The organism is Pseudomonas xantholysinigenes (assembly GCF_014268885.2).
GTDB classification, from domain to species: domain Bacteria; phylum Pseudomonadota; class Gammaproteobacteria; order Pseudomonadales; family Pseudomonadaceae; genus Aquipseudomonas; species Aquipseudomonas xantholysinigenes.
The window spans coordinates 2,554,196-2,574,380 of sequence record NZ_CP077095.1 but is presented as its reverse complement, the minus strand read 5'-3'; the positions used below and the strand labels follow the sequence as shown (position 1 = coordinate 2,574,380).

Below are 20,185 nucleotides of genomic sequence, written 5' to 3'. Positions count from 1 at the left end.
CGCTCAGGCGCTGAAGTAGCGCAGCCAGTGGGCTTGCCGGCAGGCATTGGTGAAACTGATACGGCCTGGGCTGATCGTCCTGTCGCGAGGCTGGGCCAGCACTTCATAGCTGATCCAGCACTCCGCGCAGAGCGCATCGCTGGGGGCGCTGTCCTGCTCCGCCAGGCACTTGATGATCGTACCGTCGTCGAAGCTGTAGGTGGTTTCTTCGGCGGTCACGGTGAAATCCTGTTCCTGCCAGGACTCCCGAGTCGAACGCAGGACATGCGCGCTAGGCGTGGAGGCGGCGCCGAGAATGGCGCCGACATAGGCGGCGAGGTGATCCGAATGAGCCATCAACGATATCCCTGGGTGATTGGCGGCGGCCAACAACGCTGCTGGCGCGGCGCAGCGACTTTACCGACAACGCCCGCCAGCGGACAACCCTGTCCTGCGCCAACGCGCTTTACACTTTGCCACCGACTTTTCTAAAGTCGGCGGCTTTGACCTGAACAGCAAGGGAATGAACGATGCCCAAACCAGTGTTCATCGACAGGACCATCCTGTTCGGTGATTGCGACCCCGCGGGGATCGTGTATACGCCCAGGTTTTCCTATTTCGCCCTGGAGGCCGTGCACGAGGCGTTGGGTGTCTGGCTTGAGGGCCCGGGCCTGCGCGCGCTGATGGCGCACGACATCCTGCCTCCGGCCAGGGCGCTGGTCCTGGAGTTCCTGCACCCAGTCAGTTGGGACGACGTCCTCAGGCTGAAAGTCAGCGTTGCGGAGGTTGGCGAGCACGCCTTCACCTTCGCGGTCGAGGGCCGCCTGCCAACCGACGTGCTGGCATTCACCGCGCGTCTCACCCAGGTGTGCGTCTGCCCACGGACCAAAACCGTGGTCGCGATACCCGCGCCATTACGGGCCGTGCTTGCGAGCTGAATCAGCGCGTCGGCCTGTCGATACGATAAAGCGTGTGCGGCCGCAGTGGGTTGCCTTCAGGCACGCTCATGTCAGGGAAGTCTTCCGTCGGGTCCGAGCGCATGCCCAACTTGGCCATCAACGCCCGCGAAGGCGTATTGATGGAGGAGGTGTAGCCAATGACCTGCTCCAGTCCAAGATGCTGCCAGGCATGCGCCAAGCAGGCGCTCGCCGCCTCGAACGCATAGCCCTGGCGCCAGTACGGGCGCCCAAAGATCCAGCCGATCTCGACATGCGGCCCACCGGGGATTTCATCCTCCGTGCGCGACAGCCCCAGCCCGCCCACCAACGCGCCATCTGCCTGGCGCTCGACAGCGACGAAACCGAAGCCATGGGTCCGCAGGTGGCGTTGGCAATCTTCGATTATTGCCTTGGTCTGCGCCGGCGTCAGGATGGCCGGGTAGTAATAGCGGCGCACTTCAGCATCGGCATTGATCGCGGCGAAGGCCGCAATATCCTGGTCGGTCCAGGGGCGAAGTCGAAGACGCGGGGTGTCGATATGCATGAGTCGATGTGAACCTTCTGCCGTCAGGCCGCGCCGGATGAGATGGCTATTTTGGCCCCGGCGCTTGAACCGCGGCGCAAGCTTCGGTCATGCATGGGGCTATAGTCCAGTCTCCATCAGCGCCATTACGCAACATTTGGCAACACCCCCAGCGACAGGATCAGGAAACCGAATGAAGTGAATACTGTCCCATTGCCATCGGTCACGACCTCGATACCTGGCGTACCGGCGCGTGCTTGCAGCCTGCAACGCAAGCCGCCCTCAATTTTTCAAGGCTGAAAGAGCGAATCATGAAACAGAATCTCCTCCTCGTTGCCATCGGCGCCGCCCTCCTCCAGGCCTGCACCCCGGCTTCCACCTCCCACGAAGGAGCGCCTTCCATGCCTGCCGTCACCTCGACTGCCGCCACCCAGCCAGCTCTCCCGGCGTACTACTGGAACCTGGTGTCGGCCACCGATGCCGCGGGTAAACCGATCGCGGCCATGGCCAAAGGGCTCGACGGCAAGCTGCGCCTGACCTTTGGCGAGCGCCAGCTGAATATCAGCGGCGGCTGCAACGGCCAGTTCGGCGGCTACAGCTATAAAGATGGCGTGCTGCAAGTGCAGTCGCTGGCCTCGACCCTGATGGCCTGCGACAAAAGCCTGATGGACCTGGACGCCCAGGTCGGCCAACTGCTCAAAGGCGAGCTGCGTACCGTTATCAGCGGCGAAACCCATGAACCGATGCTGCAACTGACCACCCAGAATGGCGCGGTGCTCAAGTTCCAGGGCGAAGCGACCCCCGAGACCCGCTATGGCAGCAAGGGCGAGACCAAGTTCCTGGAAGTCGCGGCCAAGACCGTCAAGTGCAGCCACCCGCTGATCCCCAACTACCAGTGCCTGCAAGTGCGCGAGCGCCGTTATGACGACGCCGGCCTGCAACTGCCGACCCAGGATGCCTGGCACCCGCTGTACCAGTCCATCGAGGGCTTCGAGCACCGTGAAGGTGTGCGCACCGTGCTGCGGGTGAAGCAGTACGCCTGGAAGAACCCGCCGGCTGACGCCCCGTCGCAGGTCTATGTGCTGGACATGGTGGTCGAGCAGGACACCTCGGCCAAGCACTGATGCCCCCAGGTAGGCCACCTTGTGTGGCCTGCCCTCCCGGCGATGCTCACAATGTACTTCGCATCAATCCAGGCACGCCCTGGCGGCCTGCCGCAGGTTGTCGGATGACAGGAAGCTGCCCTTGTAGAACGTCGCGCGACTGCCGTCGCGGTATTTGACGACCTCCAGCACCTCATCCGAGGCCACAGCGCTGGGCGCGGTGATCCGATAGCCATTGGAAATCGATTTTTGCGTCGTCAGCGGTGCCAGCGCCTGCCATTTCGGTAGCACGCAGGCCGCGTAGTCCTCGGGTGTCTTGCTGATGAGCTTGCTACCGGTAGGTTCGCCGGGCGTTGCGCAGCCCGCCAGCGCGGCCAGCACCAGCAAGCAAGAAAGCGTACGAATAATAGTCATTTGCAATTGATCCACTTAAGCTGATTGATTCTACCAACTGCCGTAGCGACGGACTAATCAACGAAAGTAGAGCAGTAATCTGACGCGTGCGCGGTGCTCGAAATGGACGCGATTGCCCCCGAACAACTGCGGCGAACACGCACAGTCCATCAGCGAGCTGAAGGTTAGACCAAAGGATAGCTAGCCAACTATCTAAATATTCACTATCTTCAATCCCGCACATGATGATGTGCCCAACTGCAAAACGCGCTTACGGCCGCCTTACGCCCCCCCCCTTCGCAAGGCGGCTGCTTTTTTTCGGCGATAAGACTGGAAACGCTCCTTTCCCCCGCACTCAAGTGCGTCGACGTACCGTCCAGAAGTGCGCCGCTGCCAATACCGCCCCGGGTACTGCCAGGCCCAAACCACTGTAAATGAACGCAGGCTGGTCGGTCAGCACACCACTGGCGATGAACCCGATGCCGGTGGGGATCAGCGCCACTGCGGCATATCCAAACGGTTTACGAGTATCCTTCACCTTATCTATCCTCCTTTGCCAAACTCCGATTTAACCACGTGCAACTGTCCCCCGGCGCTGGCCAGGAAGCCATTGATGCAACCTCTTACGCTGCGCAAAGCCTTGCCCCAAGATGCCCTCTGCCTTGCAGCACTTGGCCTGCAAGTATTTCTCGAGACCTATGCCACGCAAGGCATGCGCGACGCGATCGCCCAGCAAGCGCTGGACGTATTCTCAGTGGCTAGCCTGTCGAAGCTTATCGAAAAGCCTGGCACCTTCATTATCGTCGCGCAGATTGACCACCACTTGGTCGGCTTTGCCCAAGTCGCCATGAATCGCCCCCATGAGCGAGTGCCTCAGGCGCATGCGGCCGAACTTCAGCGCCTTTACCTGCAAGCTCGATTCACGGGGCTGGGCATCGGCAAGCGCTTACTCGAAGCAGCCGAACAACACGCAGCCCGAAATGGCGCCACTCGACTGTGGGCCACAGTCTGGGCCGAGAACCAACGGGCGCTGGACTTTTACTTGAGCCAAGGCTACGAGGCACTGGGGGCACAGACGTATACATTCCAACAGGAAACGCACGCCAACCAACTATTCGGAAAGAATCTGACTGAAGCAGGGCCATTGCCGCCCTGCAACTGACTGCGCCGGATATTGAAGCGACACGCTCATATCCAGGGCCGCTACCTTATTGCTTTCTGCTCGATGCGGGCATGAAGCCAGTAGCGAAAAGCACGCCTGCTGGCCCTATCAGCCAACTGACAGTCGTGCCCGGGCTGACAGCCGGGACCAAAATGGTTACCGCGAACAGGCCTATGCCTGTCCAGAAACACCTGCGCGGTGTGCACCACGCACGAATCTTTTCCAATTTTTGACCCATCACCACGCACGCTCCTTGTTTGGTCGGCGGCGCAGCATAGCACCTGCCCGGCAGGCCTGGCCTATCCTTACAGCGTGGTTTGGCGGAGGGCAGCGTATGTGCGGGCGATTGAGCCAGTACCGCGGCATCCACGATTTCGTGGCCACCCTGAGCATGCCCGAGGCCTGGCGGAACAATGTCGGTGATCAGCCACTCGATCACTACAACGTTGCGCCAACGACGCCTGTGGCGGTGCTTTGGGCAGATGACGCAGGGCCGCGCGCAGACTGGGTGAAGTGGGGGTGGAAACCGCACTGGGCAAAAGCCGGTGCGACGCCGATCAACGCTCGCCTGGAGCAGGTCGCCCATGGCGCATTTTTCCGCGCGATCTGGCCGCACCGTGCAATCACGCCAGTGGATGGCTGGTATGAATGGGTGGACGAAGGCCGGCCGAAAAAGCAGCCCTACTACATTCGACGCAAGGATGGATGCCCTGCGTTTTGCGCCAGTATCGGCCAGCTCGCCGGCAACGAACACGATGGGTTCGTGATCATCACCGCCGATGCCCAGGGCGGCCTGATCGACGTGCATGACCGCCGCCCCGTCGTGCTGCCCGCAGCGCTGGCAATCGAATGGATCACTGCGCAGATGCCCAGCGAGCACGCCGAACAAATGCTGCTGAACCTGGGCGAACCTGCCGAGGCTTTCGAGTGGTACCGGGTAGGGACTGCCGTAGGCAACGTGCGTCATCAAGGACCGATGCTGATCGCACCGGAGCAGTGATGAATCATAGATAATTAGCGAGTTTAAGAATCGTCTTATTGATCATGCCGTCAGTGTCAATGTAATTTCTAATATTCACTCACTGGACATTGAACATGCGACAGGCAATCAGGCAATCAGGCAATCAGGCAATCAGGCAATCAGGCAATCAGGCAATCAGGCAATCAGGCAATCAGGCAATCAGGCAATCAGGCAATCAGGCAATCAGGCAATCATTATAATCCTTGCAGCATTATTAGCAAGTATATTTATCTTCATTTCTGCATGTAAGAGTTTTTCTTCAGACGTACATCAACCGTCCATTCTTGATTTGGAATCCGACAACTTAAACAAAGCCTACAACACACTAAAACCAGAGCACCCTGAGTTTGACTGGTCATTTGTCGAGGGTGCAACCAAACCATGATTACTTTTGCGTCATTTCCTAGCCAATTGCAATATGCGAAAACTTCAATCAATTTGACCGCTATTGTACTCGCCCTTCTCGTCAGCCTGACAACGCCTGCACTGGCATTTACAGTGCTCGGAGCAGGCGCCACTCGAGAAGGGAATATGATCAGGTACAGCTTCATCATCAGCAATTGGTCGACCACTGACGGGACCGTGGGCCCGTGTAGCAGCGAATCAGGAAGAAAAACAATTTGTGGCATACAAACGGCCACCTGGAAGTATCCGTTTGGTGGCACCGGCGCCTATCCCAGTTCAGGCACGATCGAATGGAAAATACGAACCCGAGACAACCCGACGTACGGAAACATGCTGGAAGATCTTCAGAGAGCCGGTTTCTACGTGCCCTACAGGACTTCTATACTCATTCCTGCCTCTGTCGATGTCAGCCAAGCCTGTGCCGGGCTTGCCTATTACACTATCGGGCCAAGTTCAGGCGGTGTCGTTCAACCGTTCCCCTACCCCAACCCTCCATGCTTACGCCTGGCATCCCTGCAGCTTCCAGAACTATCATGCGAAACGCCGGATGTGCAGGTCGAAATGGGAGAGCATTTTACCCGGGACTTTGCCAACTACGGTGACACTTCCCTCCCCAAAGCATTCAGCATCAAGATGAACAAGTGCTCCAACGGCCTATCAACGGTTAAATACTCTTTGTCTGCCAACCCGACAGCCCCCGCCGTGAACGCCACACAGGGCATCGTCAGCCTGAATAAAAACTCAACGGCACAAGGTATTTCACTGCAAGTTCTAGACAACAATCTACAGCCCATCCAACTCAACAAGGAATATACATTCACGCCCCCGACAAATACCGGTGGCAGCTTCTCCATCCCCATGAATGCCCGCTACATACGCACACTGCCTAACGGAGGCTCAAGCCCAGTGACAGCAGGCACGGCGAACTCCGAGGTCGCCTTTGTCATGAGCTATCTGTGATGGCCCTGGGATGGCGCGCACAGCACGCTATCTGCATATGGAATCCACGCGCCATCACTCGTACGATAAGGCTCGCCATCAAACATAAGGAAGCAGGCAGGAATGGAATCCTTGAGAACGCTGGGCGCGCTTTTGCTGGCGTTGGCCTGCATGCCAGCCATGGCACACGAAACCAATGACCCGTTCGAAAGCGCAACCTTCGGCACGACCATCCTCCCCTTCATCATCGTCGGTGGTACCACCGCGCTGACGGTCTATGGCCCTTCCAGCATGAAGGCGGCGAAGGCCGACGCCCTCGCATTCATCGGTTCAGGCGGCGAGATACGCGGAGCCCGGTTCGAGCAAGCCGTCCGCTACTACCACGATGCCTATGGCCAGCCGTATATGTCCGATGAGCAGCTGGCTCTGGCGATCGCCACGTCGATCTGAAGTGGATGGCTTCAAAGTCGGCCTACCCTGCAAGCCCATTTGTGTTCCAACCGAGCAAAGGTGGGCTGTGGATCAACGAACCAAGTGTTACAATCCGCCCCTTCAAATCAGCGCTCAAGGCGCTGGACATCCGTGAACGCCGGCAGTACGACACCCGCCACACCTACGCACCCCTATGCCTGATGGCTGGGATGAACCGACGCGTTCATCGCGAACCAGCGCGGCCATAGCGTCGAGATGTTGCTCTCTACCTACGCGAAATGGATCAGCTCCTCCTCGGACTGGAGGGAGCTGGAGAAGCTGCCGCCCCGCGTCGAATTGGCCCAAGATTGGCCCAAAGCTGACGAGAGGGCCTAAATACACCTCTGGAACCCCCGCAGGACAAGCACTTGATTTCTACAGCCAATATCACCATGCAGTTCGGCTCCAAGCCGCTGTTCGAGAATGTGTCGGTCAAATTCAACAACGGCAACCGTTACGGCCTGATCGGCGCCAACGGTTGCGGCAAGTCGACCTTCATGAAGATCCTCGGCGGCGACCTCGAGCCGTCCGGCGGCCAGGTGATGCTCGAGCCAAACACCCGCCTGGGCAAGCTGCGCCAGGACCAGTTCGCCTATGAAGAATTCACTGTGATCGACACGGTGATCATGGGCCACGAGCAGCTGTACAAGGTCAAGGCCGAACGCGACCGCATCTACTCGCTGGCGGAAATGACCGAAGAAGATGGCATGGCCGTCGCCGAACTGGAAACCGAGTTCGCCGAGATGGACGGTTACACCGCCGACTCCCGCGCCGGCGAGCTGCTGCTGGGCCTGGGCATTCCGCTGGAACAGCACTTCGGTCCGATGAGCGAAGTGGCCCCAGGCTGGAAACTGCGCGTGCTGCTGGCCCAGGCGCTGTTCTCCGATCCGGACGTGCTGCTGCTCGACGAGCCGACCAACCACCTGGACATCAACACCATCCGCTGGCTGGAAACGATCCTCACGGCGCGTAACAGCACCATGATCATCATTTCCCACGACCGTCACTTCCTCAACAGCGTCTGCACCCACATGGCCGACCTGGACTACGGTGAGCTGCGCCTGTTCCCGGGCAACTACGACGAGTACATGACGGCCGCGACCCAGTCCCGCGAGCAACTGCTGTCGGACAACGCCAAGAAGAAAGCCCAGATCGCCGAACTGCAGACCTTCGTCAGCCGCTTCTCGGCCAACGCCTCGAAAGCCAAGCAGGCCACCTCGCGCGCCAAGCAGATCGACAAGATCCAGCTGGCCGAGGTCAAGCCGTCGAGCCGGGTCAGCCCGTTCATCCGCTTCGAGCAGACCAAAAAACTGCACCGCCAGGCAGTGATCGTCGACAAGATGGCCAAGGCCTTCGACGACAAGGTGCTGTTCAAGGACTTCAGCTTCACCATCGAAGCCGGCGAGCGCGTGGCCATCATCGGCCCCAACGGCATCGGCAAGACCACCCTGCTACGCACCTTGGTCGGCGAGATGACCCCGGACAAGGGCGAAGTGAAGTGGACCGACAGCGCCGAAGTGGGCTACTACGCCCAGGACCACGCCCACGACTTCGAAGACGACATGACCCTGTTCGACTGGATGGGCCAGTGGACCAGCGGCGAGCAGGTGATCCGCGGCACCCTGGGGCGCATGCTGTTCTCCAACGACGAGATCCTCAAGTCGGTGAAGGTGATTTCCGGTGGTGAACAGGGCCGCATGCTGTTCGGCAAGCTGATCCTGCAAAAGCCCAACGTGCTGGTGATGGACGAACCGACCAACCACCTGGACATGGAATCGATCGAGGCACTGAACCTGGCGCTGGAAAACTACCCGGGCACCCTGCTGTTCGTCAGCCATGACCGTGAGTTCGTGTCGTCGCTGGCCACGCGCATCATCGAGCTGACCGCCGATGGCGTGGTGGACTTCAGCGGCACCTACGACGACTACCTGCGCAGCCAGGGCGTGGTGGTCTGATTCCCCCGAGGCGGCCTACCCCCCTGTAGGTGCCGGCCTTGCCGACGAACAGCCCAGGACAAGCGACAGTAATGTTCGCGCAGCCATGGGCATTCGCCGGCAAAGCCGGCTTCTGCATGACCTCACCGAATTCATGGGGTCACTGAGCAAACCGTTAGCCTGCTTTCTTTTCCGTCGCGCAGCGGCCATGATGGGCATCGCCCACCGCCCGCCCGCGAACGAGCCCATGACCGCGCCCCACCCCTCCCCCGGCATCACCCGGCAGATCCTCTCGATCGTCTTCTATACCTTCATCGCCTTCCTCTGCATCGGCCTGCCGATCGCCGTGCTGCCCGGCCACGTGCACGACCAGCTGGGTTTCGGCGCGGTGATCGCCGGCATCACCATCGGCCTGCAGTACCTGGCCACCCTGCTCAGCCGCCCCTTCGCCGGGCGCGTGGCCGACACCCTGGGCGGCAAGCGCGCCATCCGCTACGGCCTGTATGGTATAGCCGGCTGCGGCCTACTCACTCTGTTGTCGGCCTGGTTCCTGGCCTTGCCTTGGCTGAGCCTGGCACTGCTGTTGGGTGGGCGTCTGCTGTTGGGCGTCGCCCAGGGGTTGATCGGGGTGGCGACGCTAAGTTGGGGCATTGGCCAGGTTGGCACCGAGCATACGGCGCGGGTTATCTCGTGGAACGGCATCGCCTCTTACGGCGCCATCGCAATCGGCGCGCCAGCAGGGGTTTTGCTGGTGGAGGCGCTGCACTTCGTGGTGTTGGGCCCTGCCCTGCTGGTGTTGGCGCTACTGGCCCTGGCGGCGCTGCGTACCCGGCCAGATGTTGTGATCGTAAAAGGCGAACGCTTGCCATTCTGGTCAGCCTTCGGTCGTGTGGCGCCCTGTGGCCTGGGCTTGACCCTGGCGTCCATCGGCTACGGTACCTTGACCACTTTCATTACCCTTTATTACCTGGAACGCGGCTGGATGGGGGCGGCCTGGTGCCTAAGCGCCTTCGGCCTGTGCTTCATCCTCTCGCGCCTGCTGTTCGTCAACGCGGTCAATCGTTTTGGCGGCTACAACGTCGCCATCGCCTGCATGGCCACCGAAGTGCTGGGCCTGACGTTGCTATGGCTGGCGCCAACGCCGTTGTGGGCAATGATTGGCGCCGGACTGGCCGGGTTCGGCTTGTCGCTGGTGTACCCGGCACTGGGCGTCGAAGCGATCCGCCAGGTACCAAGCAGCAGCCGTGGTGCTGGCCTGGGTGCCTACGCGGTGTTCTTCGACCTGGCGCTGGCCATTGCCGGTCCAGTGATGGGCGCGGTAGCCGTACACTGGGGGTATGCCTCGATTTTCTGCGGTGCCGCCCTGCTCGCCCTGTCAGGGGTTGCGCTGACCCTCTGGCTGGCCCAGCGCGGCTGAACGCTCGGCGGGTTCCGGCACGCCCAGGGCCTGACTGAAGAACGCCGTGGTCTCACTGCGCAGCGAGCGATGGATATGCCGCCGATCGACGCCGTCGGCGTCCTTGCACAGCGCAGGCATGCGCTGATGTTGCTCGGCATCGCAGGGCGCCATGAACACGAAATGGCCGGCGCCCGCAAGCAGCCGGTAATCGGGAGTGACCGGCAATTTGCGCGCCAGGGCGTCGGCGTTGTGCTCCAGGGCCAGCAGTTGGTCGCGGTCACCGCTGTAGATCAACGCGGGCACCTGCACGCCGGCCAAGGCATGGCGCCCGAACATCAGGCTCAGGGGCGCCATCAGCATGACTGCGCCGATCCGCGGGTCGGCCTTGGGTGCCAGTTCGCTGTGATCAGCGATCAACACGCCGTGGGTCTTGCAGGCGTCGGCATCGCTTGGGCGCTCTTCGCAGTAGCGGCGCAGGCGCTCAAGATCGGGCCGGGCGCCAGAAAGAATCAACGCGGTTTCGCCGCCGGCGGAATAACCGATCACGCCGACCTTGCCATCGTTCAGGTAGGGCGCAAGCAAGGCGTCGGCACGCGCCGCGGTGATCGCGGCGCTGATTTGCAGCGGCCGCCCATACAGGTTGCTGAGGGTGCCCAGGCGGCTGTGGTCGCGGTTGTTATCGCCTGGGTGGACCACCGCCACCACCACGAAACCCTGGCGCGCCAGGCCGTTGGCGAGGTCATGCAGGGCCATCGGGCTACCGGTGTTGCCATGGGAAATCACCAGCAACGGGAACTGCCCCATGGCCACCGGCGCCTCTTCAGCGACCCGCGTCTGGTAACCCTCGATCCGCACCGGATGGGCCTGGCCACTGGACGGGTAGAACACCAGCGCCTGCATTGGCCGGGCGTCCACCGGATCGGTCAGGCTCAGGCGGTGCAAGCCCGCAACCCAGGGTGCCGCATCGGCACGGGCCAACAGGCCGCCGAGCAACAGCAGGGCTATCAGGATACGGGTTCGGTTCATCGCGAGGCACTAGGCGGACCACAGGTAGCTTCCAGCATAGAACCCGCCGCACCGCTGCCCCATGAAAACTGGATGAAAAAATGCCGACTGGCGCGCGAGGCGACAGTCGGCATTTTTGACCGCAGTGCGGGATCAGGCCGCGGCGAACAACTCGCCGGCGATGTGCGCCTGGGCGGCGTCGATGGCCTTGGCGCGGTGCTCGGGGCCATAGGCCAGGCCATGGGCGCGAACGATTTCCAGGTCACTGATGCCAATGAAGCCCAGGAACACCTTGAGGAAGTCTTCATGACCGACACCGGTCGGCTGGCCTTGGTGCAAGCCGCCTGCGGTGGACACCAGGATCACCTTCTTGTCGCCGCACAGGCCTTCAGGGCCGGCCTCGGTGTAGCGGAAGGTCTTGCCGGCGACCGCCACGCGGTCGATCCAGGCCTTGAGCTGGGTAGGCACGGTGAAGTTGTACATCGGCGCGCCGATCACCACCGCGTCGGCGGCCAGGAATTCTTCCAGGGTTTCGGCGCTGAGCTTGGCTTCATGGGCCTGGGCGGCGTCGCGCATTTCCTCGGGGGTACCGGCTGCGACCAGGGTGGCGGCGGAGAAGTGGCTGATGGCATCGCTGGCCAGGTCACGATAGACCACTTCGATGCTAGGGTCAGCGGCCTTCCAGGCCTCGACCACTTCGCGGCTCAGCTGACGGGAGGCGGAATTGTCGCCCAGGATGCTCGAATCGATATGCAACAGTTTCATGGGACTCTCCTGTGAATGAAGACCGCGGCGGTGGGCGATCACGATGGGGAGAATCCTATCGACATGACGAATAGCTGATAAGCCAGTAAAAATGCGTTAGTTTGTCCCACTGATGGAACAATGAGACAGTCAAATTGTAGCGGTCTACATAACCACCAGAAACAACACCACACCGGTCACATCCGAGACGGAATGCTGGTAGGTCTGGCTAAACGGAATTCCGTTGCCGATGGGCTCATTCCGTGTCACATCCGCCCATCGAGAATCCTCAAAGTTATGGCCAAATGACATCTTCGCCGGTACATTCCTTTACCCGTTGCGCCATGAAAAAAGGAATGGGGGCACGGCCCCGCCGTTACATGGGTATGGACTGAGAGATAGAAGGATGAAAGATCCAGATGCTAGCCCCAGCGCAGCGGGGTATGGCTACCAGTATGAACGCGCCCTGTACCGTATCTTCACGGCACCCAATGCGCAGACTAGGTTTGGCATTGAAACGGCTGATGATGTTGAAGAGATCAGCCAGACAGCGACAGGTTCTCGGCGTGTGTCAGAACAAGCGAAGCTCTCTGTTCAGCCTCGCAAAAACCCACTGCAAGACAGCAGTAAAAACCTGTGGAAGACACTCCGCATCTGGTTGAACGGGTTAGCGGCTGCCCGGAAGGAGCATGAGGAGTTGCAATTCCTCCTCGTCACGAACCGCGTGCTTAAGAAAGGCACGCTGGCCATGCGGCTTTCTGATGCCCTTTCAAAGCAAGATGTGGCAGACGCGGTCGTTGCGCTTCGAACGCATGCCGCCGGAATGACAGGCAAGCCTGGGGAGATCGCTCGGGATGTCATCGCGTACTCGGACGCCGACTTGGCATTTCTGATCGAGCACATGTCCATTGAGGACGGCCAGCTCAATGCCCAGATGAAGCAGCGGGTGATCGCGTCCCTCCACCTCCCCGAGGATGCAGTAGCGAATGCTGAGGACATCTACCATGGTCTGGTCGGTTTCCTGTTCGACCATTGCCAAGAGACCTGGGTAGCCCGAAAGTCTTTCTGGACGACCGCTCAGCCTTACTACAACAAGCGTCAAGCGCTCGTTGAAGCGTTCATGAATGGCCCATGGGAACCTCTGCCCTTCGAGAAAACCGAGTTCGCAGAATGGGCCGAGAAGATCGACCCCGCGGACATGCTGTTCGTGGAGCAACTCACCAAAATCAACATGCCGAAAAACCTGCTGATGAAGCAATTCGGCTTCTACTGTGCCGCCTACTCTGAGCGCATCCGCCTTCTGGAGTCAGGTGGAGTTCTGTCCAAGGACTTTGATCTGGCTGAGCGTGTGCTCAGTGACCGTTGGGAGGCGATCCACGACCGCCACCAATTGGACAACATGACGTCGCTGGATGACTACGGCACGGCTGATTACAAATCTGTGATGACCAAAACCTTATTTCCAGAAACCTTTCCCATGAAGGTTGGACGGGTGAACTCCACGGCTCAGTACCTGTTCAGCGGCACCTATCACAGGATGGCCAACGCCGATGGAACACATTCCCCCATCCATTGGCACCGTGACGCACCGACCTCGGAGGATGAGTCATGAGTGAGGCGTATCTGGATCATCAATTGATCCACAACTCGTCATTGGCCTGCTTTCTTCTGACGCACTTCATAGGCGAATACCAAGAAACAGGGCTTGGGCAAACCCCGGATCTACCGAAACTGATGTTGGTGCTGCCGCTGGTGTGGAATCAGCGCTCACGCGACGCGTTGAGCAACCGCACCAGCCGCTCCACCCTGGGTGCAGTGCTCAGGGAAACCCCGGTATTGAAAATTGATCTGCAGCGAAGGGTGTCCGCCCATGCGGCTACCACCCTACAAGGGCTCAATCTCGCCATCTCTTCGCGTTTGGTTGGAAAGATCGGCTCCAATGGAAGTGAGACCAGCTTCCAAGTCCTGGTCGATCGTTGGCCACGAGGCATCAAGAACACCATCCCCGCGGCCATGCTGCAGGCCACTGAGAAACTGGCGAAGTGGTTTGCCACCGACACGACAGAAAACCTGTACAAGCTCTTGTTTGGGATTCCCAATGAAATTCACGATTGACGCTGTCATTCTCTGGCCTCGCTGCCCTGGCTTGGAGCCACGAGTCATTCCCTTTCAAGACGGGAAGATCAACATCATTTACGGGCTGAGCGGCACCGGCAAGTCGTCAATTGTTCACATCATTGACTATGTGCTGGGCGCAACCAAATGCCAGATTCCAATCGGCATCATCCGCGACACCGTCGAGTGGTTCGGGATGAAAATCCGCCTTCTCGATACGACCTACATCGTAGCGCGACGCACTCCAGGAAACTCCCAAGGCTCCAACGATCTTTGCATGCTGGAGTTCGACGATGAACAGATCCCGGACTCCGTTTACCGTACCCATTCCTTGGGGCAGTACAAAGCCGCCTTTGATGGCATGGTTCGGGTCAGTGATCTCCCCCACTCCGATGAGGAGGAGCCTTCCAGCTTTGATCGCCGCAGCTCCTACCGCGACATGGCGGCGTTCAACTTCCTGCCTCAGCACATCGTGGCAAACCCCAACACCCTATTCTTCAAAACCGACTCGTTTGCTCACAAGGAGCGCCTGACGCGAGCCATGCCCTACGCGCTCGGTATGGTGGATGCAAACTACATCATGAATGAGCGGCGGCGGGATGAGGCGCAGCGCGAGCAGGATCGGCTACGTAAGCAGTTAGCAATCCACGATGCGGCCAAGGCGAGCCATTACGCTGACGTCGACCAACTGTTTGATCGCTGCATTCAGCTTGGCTTGCTTGAGCGCACCAGCACCCAGGGCGCTCAGAAAGTCGAACTGCTCAAGAAGGTCGTCATCGCGACCCATGAAGGACGGCTTGAGCAGACACTTCTGGAACCTCAACGACTGCATATCTCAGAAAAGCTGAAGGTAGTAATCGAGGAAGTTGGGAAGCAGCAACGTATCGTTGACGAATTTGATGCCCAGATCGATGGGTTCGACCACCTGGCGCGTAACAGCAAGCGATTCGTCGCGGCGATTGATACTGAGAAGTCCCATGTCATTGGGCTCGACTGGCTCAAGCAGAGCGTCTCTGACGGTGGGCACTGCGTGGCCTGCGGCTCGTACACAAACGCTCTGCCAATGGTGATCGAGAACCTGGAAGAAAAGGTCAACAAGGTCACCCGGATTTCGGACGCGCTCAAGGATAATCCTGTCGTCGACAAGCAACTGGCTACGCTGAAACGGCAGCGTGCCAAGGAAGAGCGTGAGCTCTCTCGTTTGATGCGAGAGCAGGCTCGCTTGATCCAAGAGGATGAGCGCACACGTAATGCCATTGGCCAGATCTACTATGTGGCGGGTGAGATCAGCCGGCTGATCAAACAACTGGACGGCTCTGAAGCAGACGAGGGTCTGAGCAAGCGCATGATCGAGCTGGAAAGCCTGATTCGGCACTACAACTTCCAGATGTCTCTGACCGATATGGCTGAGCAAGAGCGCAAAGTGGATGCCCAATTGGCCCCGATGTTCGAGGACTATGCGGATCAGTTCGGCTTGAACGGAACGCCTGGCGCTCAGATTTATCTCGATCGGAAAGAGCTCACGCTTCGCTTCGACGCCCACGGCCAGCGGGATTTTCTCTGGGAAATCGGCAGTGGTGCGAACTGGATGGGCTATCACATCGCGACGTTCCTAGGCATTCATGAATACCTGTCGAAAGACGAGAATCGCAAGCTCCCACCTTTCAGCTTCATCGTGATCGACCAGCCGAGCCAGGTCTACTTCCCAAGCAATACCGGTGGCCTAAACGCACTGGATGCGGGATTCGAAGCGGTGAATCAAGCCCGGCCAGCGGATGTCGTTGCCACACGCCGAATCTTCGAAGTCTTGGCTGAAGGTCTCAAGCGTGCAGGCCATTTCATCCAGATCATCGTCCTTGAGCATGCGGGCCCGGACATCTGGGGCCAAGTCGCTGACACCGTGCCCGTAGCGGCATGGCAGAGCAAAGACGACGGGCTCATCCCTGCCCACTGGATCCACCGTCACAATGACTTAGCGTAAGTACACGTGGCCAGTTGTGTTCCTCGGGCACAACTGGCTTAGATGTTGATCGAACCAATAGCCTTTAGCGTGAAACAAAGAATATCTTGGCAAAGGAGCCTGTATGTCACTCATGCGCATGAATCATGTGAGAATCGAACTAAAACGCTTGAGCGACGTGATAGCCTCATTAATAAAAAACCATGAACGAGACCTCGCAGAGTACAACACTCAAGCTAGCGAGAGCGAAAGCAATTTCGCTGAAAGAGAAAGCATGGCGCACAGTCAGCAAGACTGGGATGCCCTGCATGAAATAAATATAGAAAGACTCAATAGCACTCAACCCCTGAAAACTATCGAGTCGCTTGCAAAGCTTCAGAATGAGCTCATTCTCGTCAAACACGTGGCATTAATTGAGAGCATGATCGTCAAAACATTCTGGTGCCTGACCCATGTACTATCTCACCAAGAATATAAAAAACAATATTTCTTAGATCAGACAAATTTTTCAGATGGCTTTGAAGCAGCTAGCAAAATACAAGAACTCACGAACAATAACGTAAAACCAAAATCCTTAAAGTTTTGGGACATCTTCGAAACATTGAAGACGATAAGAAACACGATCGCACATGGAGATCCGCTTTTCGTAATCAGCTACAGAAGGGCGACAAAATTTAACAAGCAAATAGATCTTATCCATCTATCTTCAGAAAAAAATGAGTGCCCTCACACCAAAAGTCTTTATCCGAGCCGTCCCCACCCTTCGTATGAACCAACATCCAAATGGTTCTGCAGCTTAAAAAGCGATTTAGGGGGGATTGCGCAACTCAACAAAAAATGCATCGACTTCGTTGAAGAGATTCGAAACCAGTACTTGAAATTTGGAGAGCTCAGAGGAATATCCGTCCACATGCTTCACGCATGCCGATTTTAATTCGCCATAGGCCCAAGCTGTCGTAGATGATGAAGCCCGGGCAAACCAGCGAATACACCTTGGTCATGCCTGCGTTGAAGCGAAGATCATTCTGGAATTGAGGGCTGTCGAGATCCCCAATACGCAACACCTGTGCAACCGTATTGGCCAAGCCTTTCTGATTGGCCTCAAGCCACTGATTGTTGTGCGCCGACACACCACCCCAGGACATCGTAGCTTTCGTTCCTCGCAGCATGGTGGCATCGCAGTTCGCCACACTGAGATCGGCGCTCAGCGCATCCAAGGCATTCGCATTGCTCGTGGCGCAACTGCCAGCGCTCACCTTCAAATGCGGTACCCCGGGGTGCTGCCATTCGTACTGTTGGTAAGCATCGTACAGATCAGTGAACTTCCAGCGCTTACCTGTTTTCCGGTTGACGTACTCATGCTTGAGCTGCTGATTGGAACCAAGGTGCAGGGCGAGCCACTCGATGAAGGCTTTAACTTCTGCGCGTTGTTTGTATGGGGGATAGATGCGACGGGTCACTTTGGTTTTCATAACCACTCCAGGTAATGTCCAGAATTCGTTGCTGGCAAAGCGATACTGCAGCACCATAAGGACACTTTTTGTCCCTGAGTACCTACCGAGAGCGAAATTAAGCCGAAAGATTTGCGCCGCAGAACGCTGACGAAGATTTTGCACCGTGCGAGAACTCCGCTTACGACCGAGGAACTGCATGCCTTGCAAACTGAATGGGCCGAGCAAATCCCCCACATCAAAACCACCTTGCGTGATCTGCGAGCCTTGGCCAAAGAAGAGCAGGTCGTCGGTGAGAAACCCAAAGGTAAAAAGTCATTTCAATGGAGGCTGCACAGGAATGTGAGCCTTGACTTGGTACTGACGCCGACCGAGTCGATGACCCTCCTCGCGATGCTGCAGCATTCTGAGCGCTTCGGCTTCAAGCTTGTGACCAAGCAACTGGTCACGCTGCGTGACTATGCGTTGGGCGTGATCACTCGAAACTCGAAGCAAGACCTGATTGCGCAAGGCCGCATCACGTCCGGCACGCGATTCATGACCCTCCTCCCTGGCATCTACGACCCGGCCCACCTGGATATCATTCAAGCCGCTTTATTGGCTGACCATAGCCTCACCATGGTGTACAAGCCGCGGGATGCCGAGGACGCGGAATGCACCTATCTGCTGAAGCCCCTGGCGCTCTCATTCCAGGATTCCAATATCTATCTTTCTGCTTACGTGGAGTCAGAACAATGGCCAAGCGGCGAACCAGCTGCGGGAACTTCGCGTGGCAAGTACAGCAGCAATGGCCCTGGAATGACCTGTGTCCTGATGCTGCATCGCGTGGTCAGTGTAAGCACTAGCTTTTTTGGACATTCCCGACCCAAAAAATTACCAGTTCGATTCATTCGCTATCCAGAAAGATCTCATGACCGTCCACGGCCAGGATGAGATCGATCTCGTGCTGGGGTTGGGGCCGAAGCTCTTGAACCGGCTCACAGAAAATCGCCTGAACGAAACACAGAAGATCGAACCTACCGAAGCGGGAGCGATCTTGAAGTGCTCCGTCCAAGATACGCAGGGACGCTGTGTCCGCTTTATGCACACTCCAAGAATCTATGATTTTTGAGGGATAGCTCCGGATTCAATTGGCCTTGTTTTCTCGACGGTGAGTAAGAACGGGCAGGCATTGGGGCATAGGGGGATCATTGACGGTAAGATCCAAATCGACGCTTCTGAAGCGCTCGTCTCGGATCACGGGCCATGAATATAGAAGTTCAGCTCCCGTCCGACCTGCGGGGATGGCGCTGCTTTCAGCGTGTTCAAGTCCTCATCAAATCCATGGACTCAACGCTTTCGTGACCCTTAAACGCCACGCTGTGATAACGTACCTAAGCTGTTTTAAGCCGTCCCACCGTACTCATTCTGGGGTTGCGACGCTGGCTGTGGCACTGGCTGTGAAGACGATCTGGACGAGAGCAGTTCCATAGTACGTCGAGCCCTTTTAATGGCGAGGCCCTAAGCCATCTATGAGTTCAACCACTTCAGGCCGGATGCCTACTCACCGCTCTTCACTGGATTTAAATTACGTGCCTACCGGCGATCCTAGAAACCTGAACGATTTGTATTACTTCGCCAAGGTTGTCGAATCAGGCGGCTTCTCAGCAGCAGGCCGTATCTTGGGAGTACCCAAATCACGACTCTCCCGTCGAATCGCTGAGCTTGAGGAGCGCTTGAATGCTCGGCTGATCCAGCGCACCACCCGCAAGCTGCAGTTGACCGCTCTAGGCGAGCGGTACTTGCGACATTGCCAAGCGATGCTGATTGAAGCCGATCTGGCTGATGAGATGGTGGCTAGCGCTGCTAGCGTGCCACGAGGGCCGCTACGAGTGAGCAGCCCAGTGGGTTTGGCGAGTCAATTTCTGACGCCGATTGTGCGGGAATTTTTAGAGAAGTACCCGCAGGTGGAGCTCGATCTGCTGCTGGTCAATCGTCGTGTTGACCTGATCAATGAGGGGATTGATGTCGCCCTCAGGGTTCGCGAGGCAGACGATGAGGAACTTAACCTGATCACAAGGAGGCTACGTGAAGCCCATACCGAAGTGGTAGCTTCGCCTGATTTCGCGGACGGTCGAAAGTTCGGACATCCGCGAGAACTGGCTGCTCTACCGTTCCTCGGAGCGCTGGATCCGGATCGCTTAGCGCGAACGCGGCTTTTCAACGAGACAGGTGAACGGTTTGAGCTGACCATGCCCGCAAGGTTAGGGGTCGAAGATTTTTCGATGCGTAAAGAAATGGCGCTGGCCGGACTGGGCTTTACGGTGCTTCCGATGATGTATTGCGAATCGGAACTCGCCGAGGGGAAGCTCGTGCGACTACTGCCAGAGTGGCACTGCCCTCCTGCATGGTTGCAGGCGGTGTACCCACACCGGAGAGGAGTCTTGCCAGCCGTAAGGGCCTGGCTCGAATGTCTGGCGCATGCATTCGATCAGTGCGGCGACCGTCCTCTTTAAGTATCTCAATAATTGATGAACCGGAGGGGTTGATTCGGTTGGTTTGAGCGCTAGGCTCAGGGAGAGCATCAGTGACGTTTCGAGCGTTGTTTTTGACGAATCGTCAAAACCTTTTAGGCCTTAACACATTGGTTTTCTTCAATAAATC

General features: G+C 58.0%; 21 protein-coding genes and 1 pseudogene. 15 read left to right on the top strand and 7 right to left on the bottom strand.

Annotated elements, in window-relative coordinates; translation table 11 throughout:
• Nucleotides 1–3: 3 nt before the first annotated feature.
• Entirely contained in the window at nt 4–336 is a 333-nt protein-coding gene (locus tag HU772_RS11605) for a hypothetical protein (RefSeq protein ID WP_186657835.1), read from the bottom strand.
• Between the two features lie 173 nt (nt 337–509).
• Here HU772_RS11605 and HU772_RS11600 point away from each other — a divergent pair, with 173 nt between their 5' ends.
• Nucleotides 510–917 (top strand): acyl-CoA thioesterase, encoded by a 408-nt coding sequence (locus tag HU772_RS11600; RefSeq protein ID WP_186657833.1) that lies wholly within the window; start codon nt 510–512, stop codon nt 915–917.
• A 1-nt stretch (nt 918) separates the two neighbouring features.
• Here HU772_RS11600 and HU772_RS11595 read toward each other — a convergent pair whose 3' ends face one another.
• Nucleotides 919–1,461, bottom strand: a complete 543-nt coding sequence (locus HU772_RS11595) for a GNAT family N-acetyltransferase (protein ID WP_186657831.1) — start codon at nt 1,459–1,461, stop codon at nt 919–921.
• Nucleotides 1,462–1,841: 380 nt separating this feature from the next.
• On the opposite strand from HU772_RS11595, the gene HU772_RS11590 reads away from it, so the two are divergent.
• Complete coding sequence (locus HU772_RS11590) at nt 1,842–2,564, top strand: META and DUF4377 domain-containing protein (RefSeq protein WP_225923133.1); 723 nt, start codon at nt 1,842–1,844, stop codon at nt 2,562–2,564.
• Between the two features lie 63 nt (nt 2,565–2,627).
• Here the strand turns inward: HU772_RS11590 and HU772_RS11585 are convergent, their stop codons facing one another.
• Nucleotides 2,628–2,957, bottom strand: a complete 330-nt coding sequence (locus tag HU772_RS11585) for a hypothetical protein (RefSeq protein WP_186658013.1) — start codon at nt 2,955–2,957, stop codon at nt 2,628–2,630.
• A 334-nt stretch (nt 2,958–3,291) separates the two neighbouring features.
• On the bottom strand, nt 3,292–3,474 hold the full coding sequence (locus HU772_RS11580) for a hypothetical protein (RefSeq protein ID WP_186657825.1): 183 nt from the start codon (nt 3,472–3,474) through the stop codon (nt 3,292–3,294).
• Between the two features lie 75 nt (nt 3,475–3,549).
• Between HU772_RS11580 and HU772_RS11575 the strand changes: the two genes are divergently transcribed.
• The 7 genes and pseudogenes from HU772_RS11575 (at nt 3,550) to HU772_RS11550 (ending at nt 10,285) form a co-directional block, all read left to right on the top strand.
• A complete protein-coding gene (locus HU772_RS11575) occupies nt 3,550–4,098 on the top strand; it encodes a GNAT family N-acetyltransferase (RefSeq protein WP_186657821.1) in 549 nt (182 codons plus the stop codon).
• Between the two features lie 334 nt (nt 4,099–4,432).
• On the top strand, nt 4,433–5,098 hold the full coding sequence (locus tag HU772_RS11570) for an SOS response-associated peptidase (protein ID WP_186657818.1): 666 nt from the start codon (nt 4,433–4,435) through the stop codon (nt 5,096–5,098).
• Nucleotides 5,099–5,500: 402 nt separating this feature from the next.
• Complete coding sequence (locus HU772_RS11565; RefSeq protein ID WP_186657815.1) at nt 5,501–6,484, top strand: fimbrial protein; 984 nt, start codon at nt 5,501–5,503, stop codon at nt 6,482–6,484.
• A 102-nt stretch (nt 6,485–6,586) separates the two neighbouring features.
• Entirely contained in the window at nt 6,587–6,913 is a 327-nt protein-coding gene (locus HU772_RS11560; protein ID WP_186657812.1) for a DUF2388 domain-containing protein, read from the top strand.
• 5 nt (nt 6,914–6,918) lie between these two features.
• Nucleotides 6,919–7,270 (top strand): annotated as a pseudogene (locus tag HU772_RS25120) (site-specific integrase).
• A 32-nt stretch (nt 7,271–7,302) separates the two neighbouring features.
• Nucleotides 7,303–8,889 (top strand): ABC-F family ATPase, encoded by a 1,587-nt coding sequence (locus HU772_RS11555; protein WP_186657810.1) that lies wholly within the window; start codon nt 7,303–7,305, stop codon nt 8,887–8,889.
• Nucleotides 8,890–9,115: 226 nt separating this feature from the next.
• On the top strand, nt 9,116–10,285 hold the full coding sequence (locus HU772_RS11550) for an MFS transporter (protein ID WP_186657808.1): 1,170 nt from the start codon (nt 9,116–9,118) through the stop codon (nt 10,283–10,285).
• Here HU772_RS11550 and HU772_RS11545 read toward each other — a convergent pair.
• Both HU772_RS11545 and HU772_RS11540 read right to left on the bottom strand, forming a co-directional pair.
• Nucleotides 10,244–11,293, bottom strand: coding sequence for an alpha/beta hydrolase family protein (locus tag HU772_RS11545; protein WP_186657805.1), 1,050 nt, complete (start codon nt 11,291–11,293; stop codon nt 10,244–10,246). The two genes, HU772_RS11550 and HU772_RS11545, sit on opposite strands and share 42 nt — an antisense overlap.
• A gap of 132 nt (nt 11,294–11,425) precedes the next feature.
• Complete coding sequence (locus tag HU772_RS11540) at nt 11,426–12,037, bottom strand: FMN-dependent NADH-azoreductase (protein WP_186657803.1); 612 nt, start codon at nt 12,035–12,037, stop codon at nt 11,426–11,428.
• 385 nt (nt 12,038–12,422) lie between these two features.
• Here HU772_RS11540 and HU772_RS11535 point away from each other — a divergent pair, with 385 nt between their 5' ends.
• From HU772_RS11535 to HU772_RS11520, 4 genes are all read left to right on the top strand, one after another.
• The gene (locus HU772_RS11535) at nt 12,423–13,628 is read left to right on the top strand and encodes an ABC-three component system protein (protein WP_186657801.1); all 1,206 of its coding nucleotides are present in this window, start codon (nt 12,423–12,425) and stop codon (nt 13,626–13,628) included.
• Nucleotides 13,625–14,131, top strand: a complete 507-nt coding sequence (locus HU772_RS11530; RefSeq protein ID WP_186657799.1) for a three component ABC system middle component — start codon at nt 13,625–13,627, stop codon at nt 14,129–14,131. The genes HU772_RS11535 and HU772_RS11530 overlap by 4 nt, the downstream gene beginning before the upstream one ends.
• Entirely contained in the window at nt 14,115–16,112 is a 1,998-nt protein-coding gene (locus HU772_RS11525) for a DUF3732 domain-containing protein (protein ID WP_186657797.1), read from the top strand. Before HU772_RS11530 ends, HU772_RS11525 begins: the two co-directional genes overlap by 17 nt.
• 103 nt (nt 16,113–16,215) lie before the next feature.
• A complete protein-coding gene (locus HU772_RS11520; protein ID WP_186657785.1) occupies nt 16,216–17,025 on the top strand; it encodes a hypothetical protein in 810 nt (269 codons plus the stop codon).
• Here HU772_RS11520 and HU772_RS11515 read toward each other — a convergent pair.
• On the bottom strand, nt 16,982–17,563 hold the full coding sequence (locus HU772_RS11515; protein ID WP_186657783.1) for a hypothetical protein: 582 nt from the start codon (nt 17,561–17,563) through the stop codon (nt 16,982–16,984). The genes HU772_RS11520 and HU772_RS11515 overlap by 44 nt on opposite strands.
• A 183-nt stretch (nt 17,564–17,746) precedes the next feature.
• Between HU772_RS11515 and HU772_RS11510 the strand changes: the two genes are divergently transcribed.
• Together HU772_RS11510 and HU772_RS11505 are read left to right on the top strand one after the other, a co-directional pair.
• On the top strand, nt 17,747–18,475 hold the full coding sequence (locus tag HU772_RS11510) for a WYL domain-containing protein (protein WP_186657781.1): 729 nt from the start codon (nt 17,747–17,749) through the stop codon (nt 18,473–18,475).
• A gap of 638 nt (nt 18,476–19,113) precedes the next feature.
• Complete coding sequence (locus HU772_RS11505; RefSeq protein ID WP_225923132.1) at nt 19,114–20,037, top strand: LysR substrate-binding domain-containing protein; 924 nt, start codon at nt 19,114–19,116, stop codon at nt 20,035–20,037.
• Nucleotides 20,038–20,185: the final 148 nt, after the last annotated feature.

Coding starts and splice junctions, on each gene's coding strand:
- HU772_RS11605 (WP_186657835.1), bottom strand. CDS start 336: ATGGCTCATTCGGATCACCTCGCCGCCTATGTCGGCGCCATTCTCGGC.
- HU772_RS11600 (WP_186657833.1), top strand. CDS start 510: ATGCCCAAACCAGTGTTCATCGACAGGACCATCCTGTTCGGTGATTGC.
- HU772_RS11595 (WP_186657831.1), bottom strand. CDS start 1,461: ATGCATATCGACACCCCGCGTCTTCGACTTCGCCCCTGGACCGACCAG.
- HU772_RS11590 (WP_225923133.1), top strand. CDS start 1,842: ATGCCTGCCGTCACCTCGACTGCCGCCACCCAGCCAGCTCTCCCGGCG.
- HU772_RS11585 (WP_186658013.1), bottom strand. CDS start 2,957: ATGACTATTATTCGTACGCTTTCTTGCTTGCTGGTGCTGGCCGCGCTG.
- HU772_RS11575 (WP_186657821.1), top strand. CDS start 3,550: ATGCAACCTCTTACGCTGCGCAAAGCCTTGCCCCAAGATGCCCTCTGC.
- HU772_RS11570 (WP_186657818.1), top strand. CDS start 4,433: ATGTGCGGGCGATTGAGCCAGTACCGCGGCATCCACGATTTCGTGGCC.
- HU772_RS11565 (WP_186657815.1), top strand. CDS start 5,501: ATGATTACTTTTGCGTCATTTCCTAGCCAATTGCAATATGCGAAAACT.
- HU772_RS11560 (WP_186657812.1), top strand. CDS start 6,587: ATGGAATCCTTGAGAACGCTGGGCGCGCTTTTGCTGGCGTTGGCCTGC.
- HU772_RS11550 (WP_186657808.1), top strand. CDS start 9,116: ATGACCGCGCCCCACCCCTCCCCCGGCATCACCCGGCAGATCCTCTCG.
- HU772_RS11545 (WP_186657805.1), bottom strand. CDS start 11,293: ATGAACCGAACCCGTATCCTGATAGCCCTGCTGTTGCTCGGCGGCCTG.
- HU772_RS11540 (WP_186657803.1), bottom strand. CDS start 12,037: ATGAAACTGTTGCATATCGATTCGAGCATCCTGGGCGACAATTCCGCC.
- HU772_RS11535 (WP_186657801.1), top strand. CDS start 12,423: ATGAAAGATCCAGATGCTAGCCCCAGCGCAGCGGGGTATGGCTACCAG.
- HU772_RS11530 (WP_186657799.1), top strand. CDS start 13,625: ATGAGTGAGGCGTATCTGGATCATCAATTGATCCACAACTCGTCATTG.
- HU772_RS11525 (WP_186657797.1), top strand. CDS start 14,115: ATGAAATTCACGATTGACGCTGTCATTCTCTGGCCTCGCTGCCCTGGC.
- HU772_RS11520 (WP_186657785.1), top strand. CDS start 16,216: ATGTCACTCATGCGCATGAATCATGTGAGAATCGAACTAAAACGCTTG.
- HU772_RS11515 (WP_186657783.1), bottom strand. CDS start 17,563: ATGAAAACCAAAGTGACCCGTCGCATCTATCCCCCATACAAACAACGC.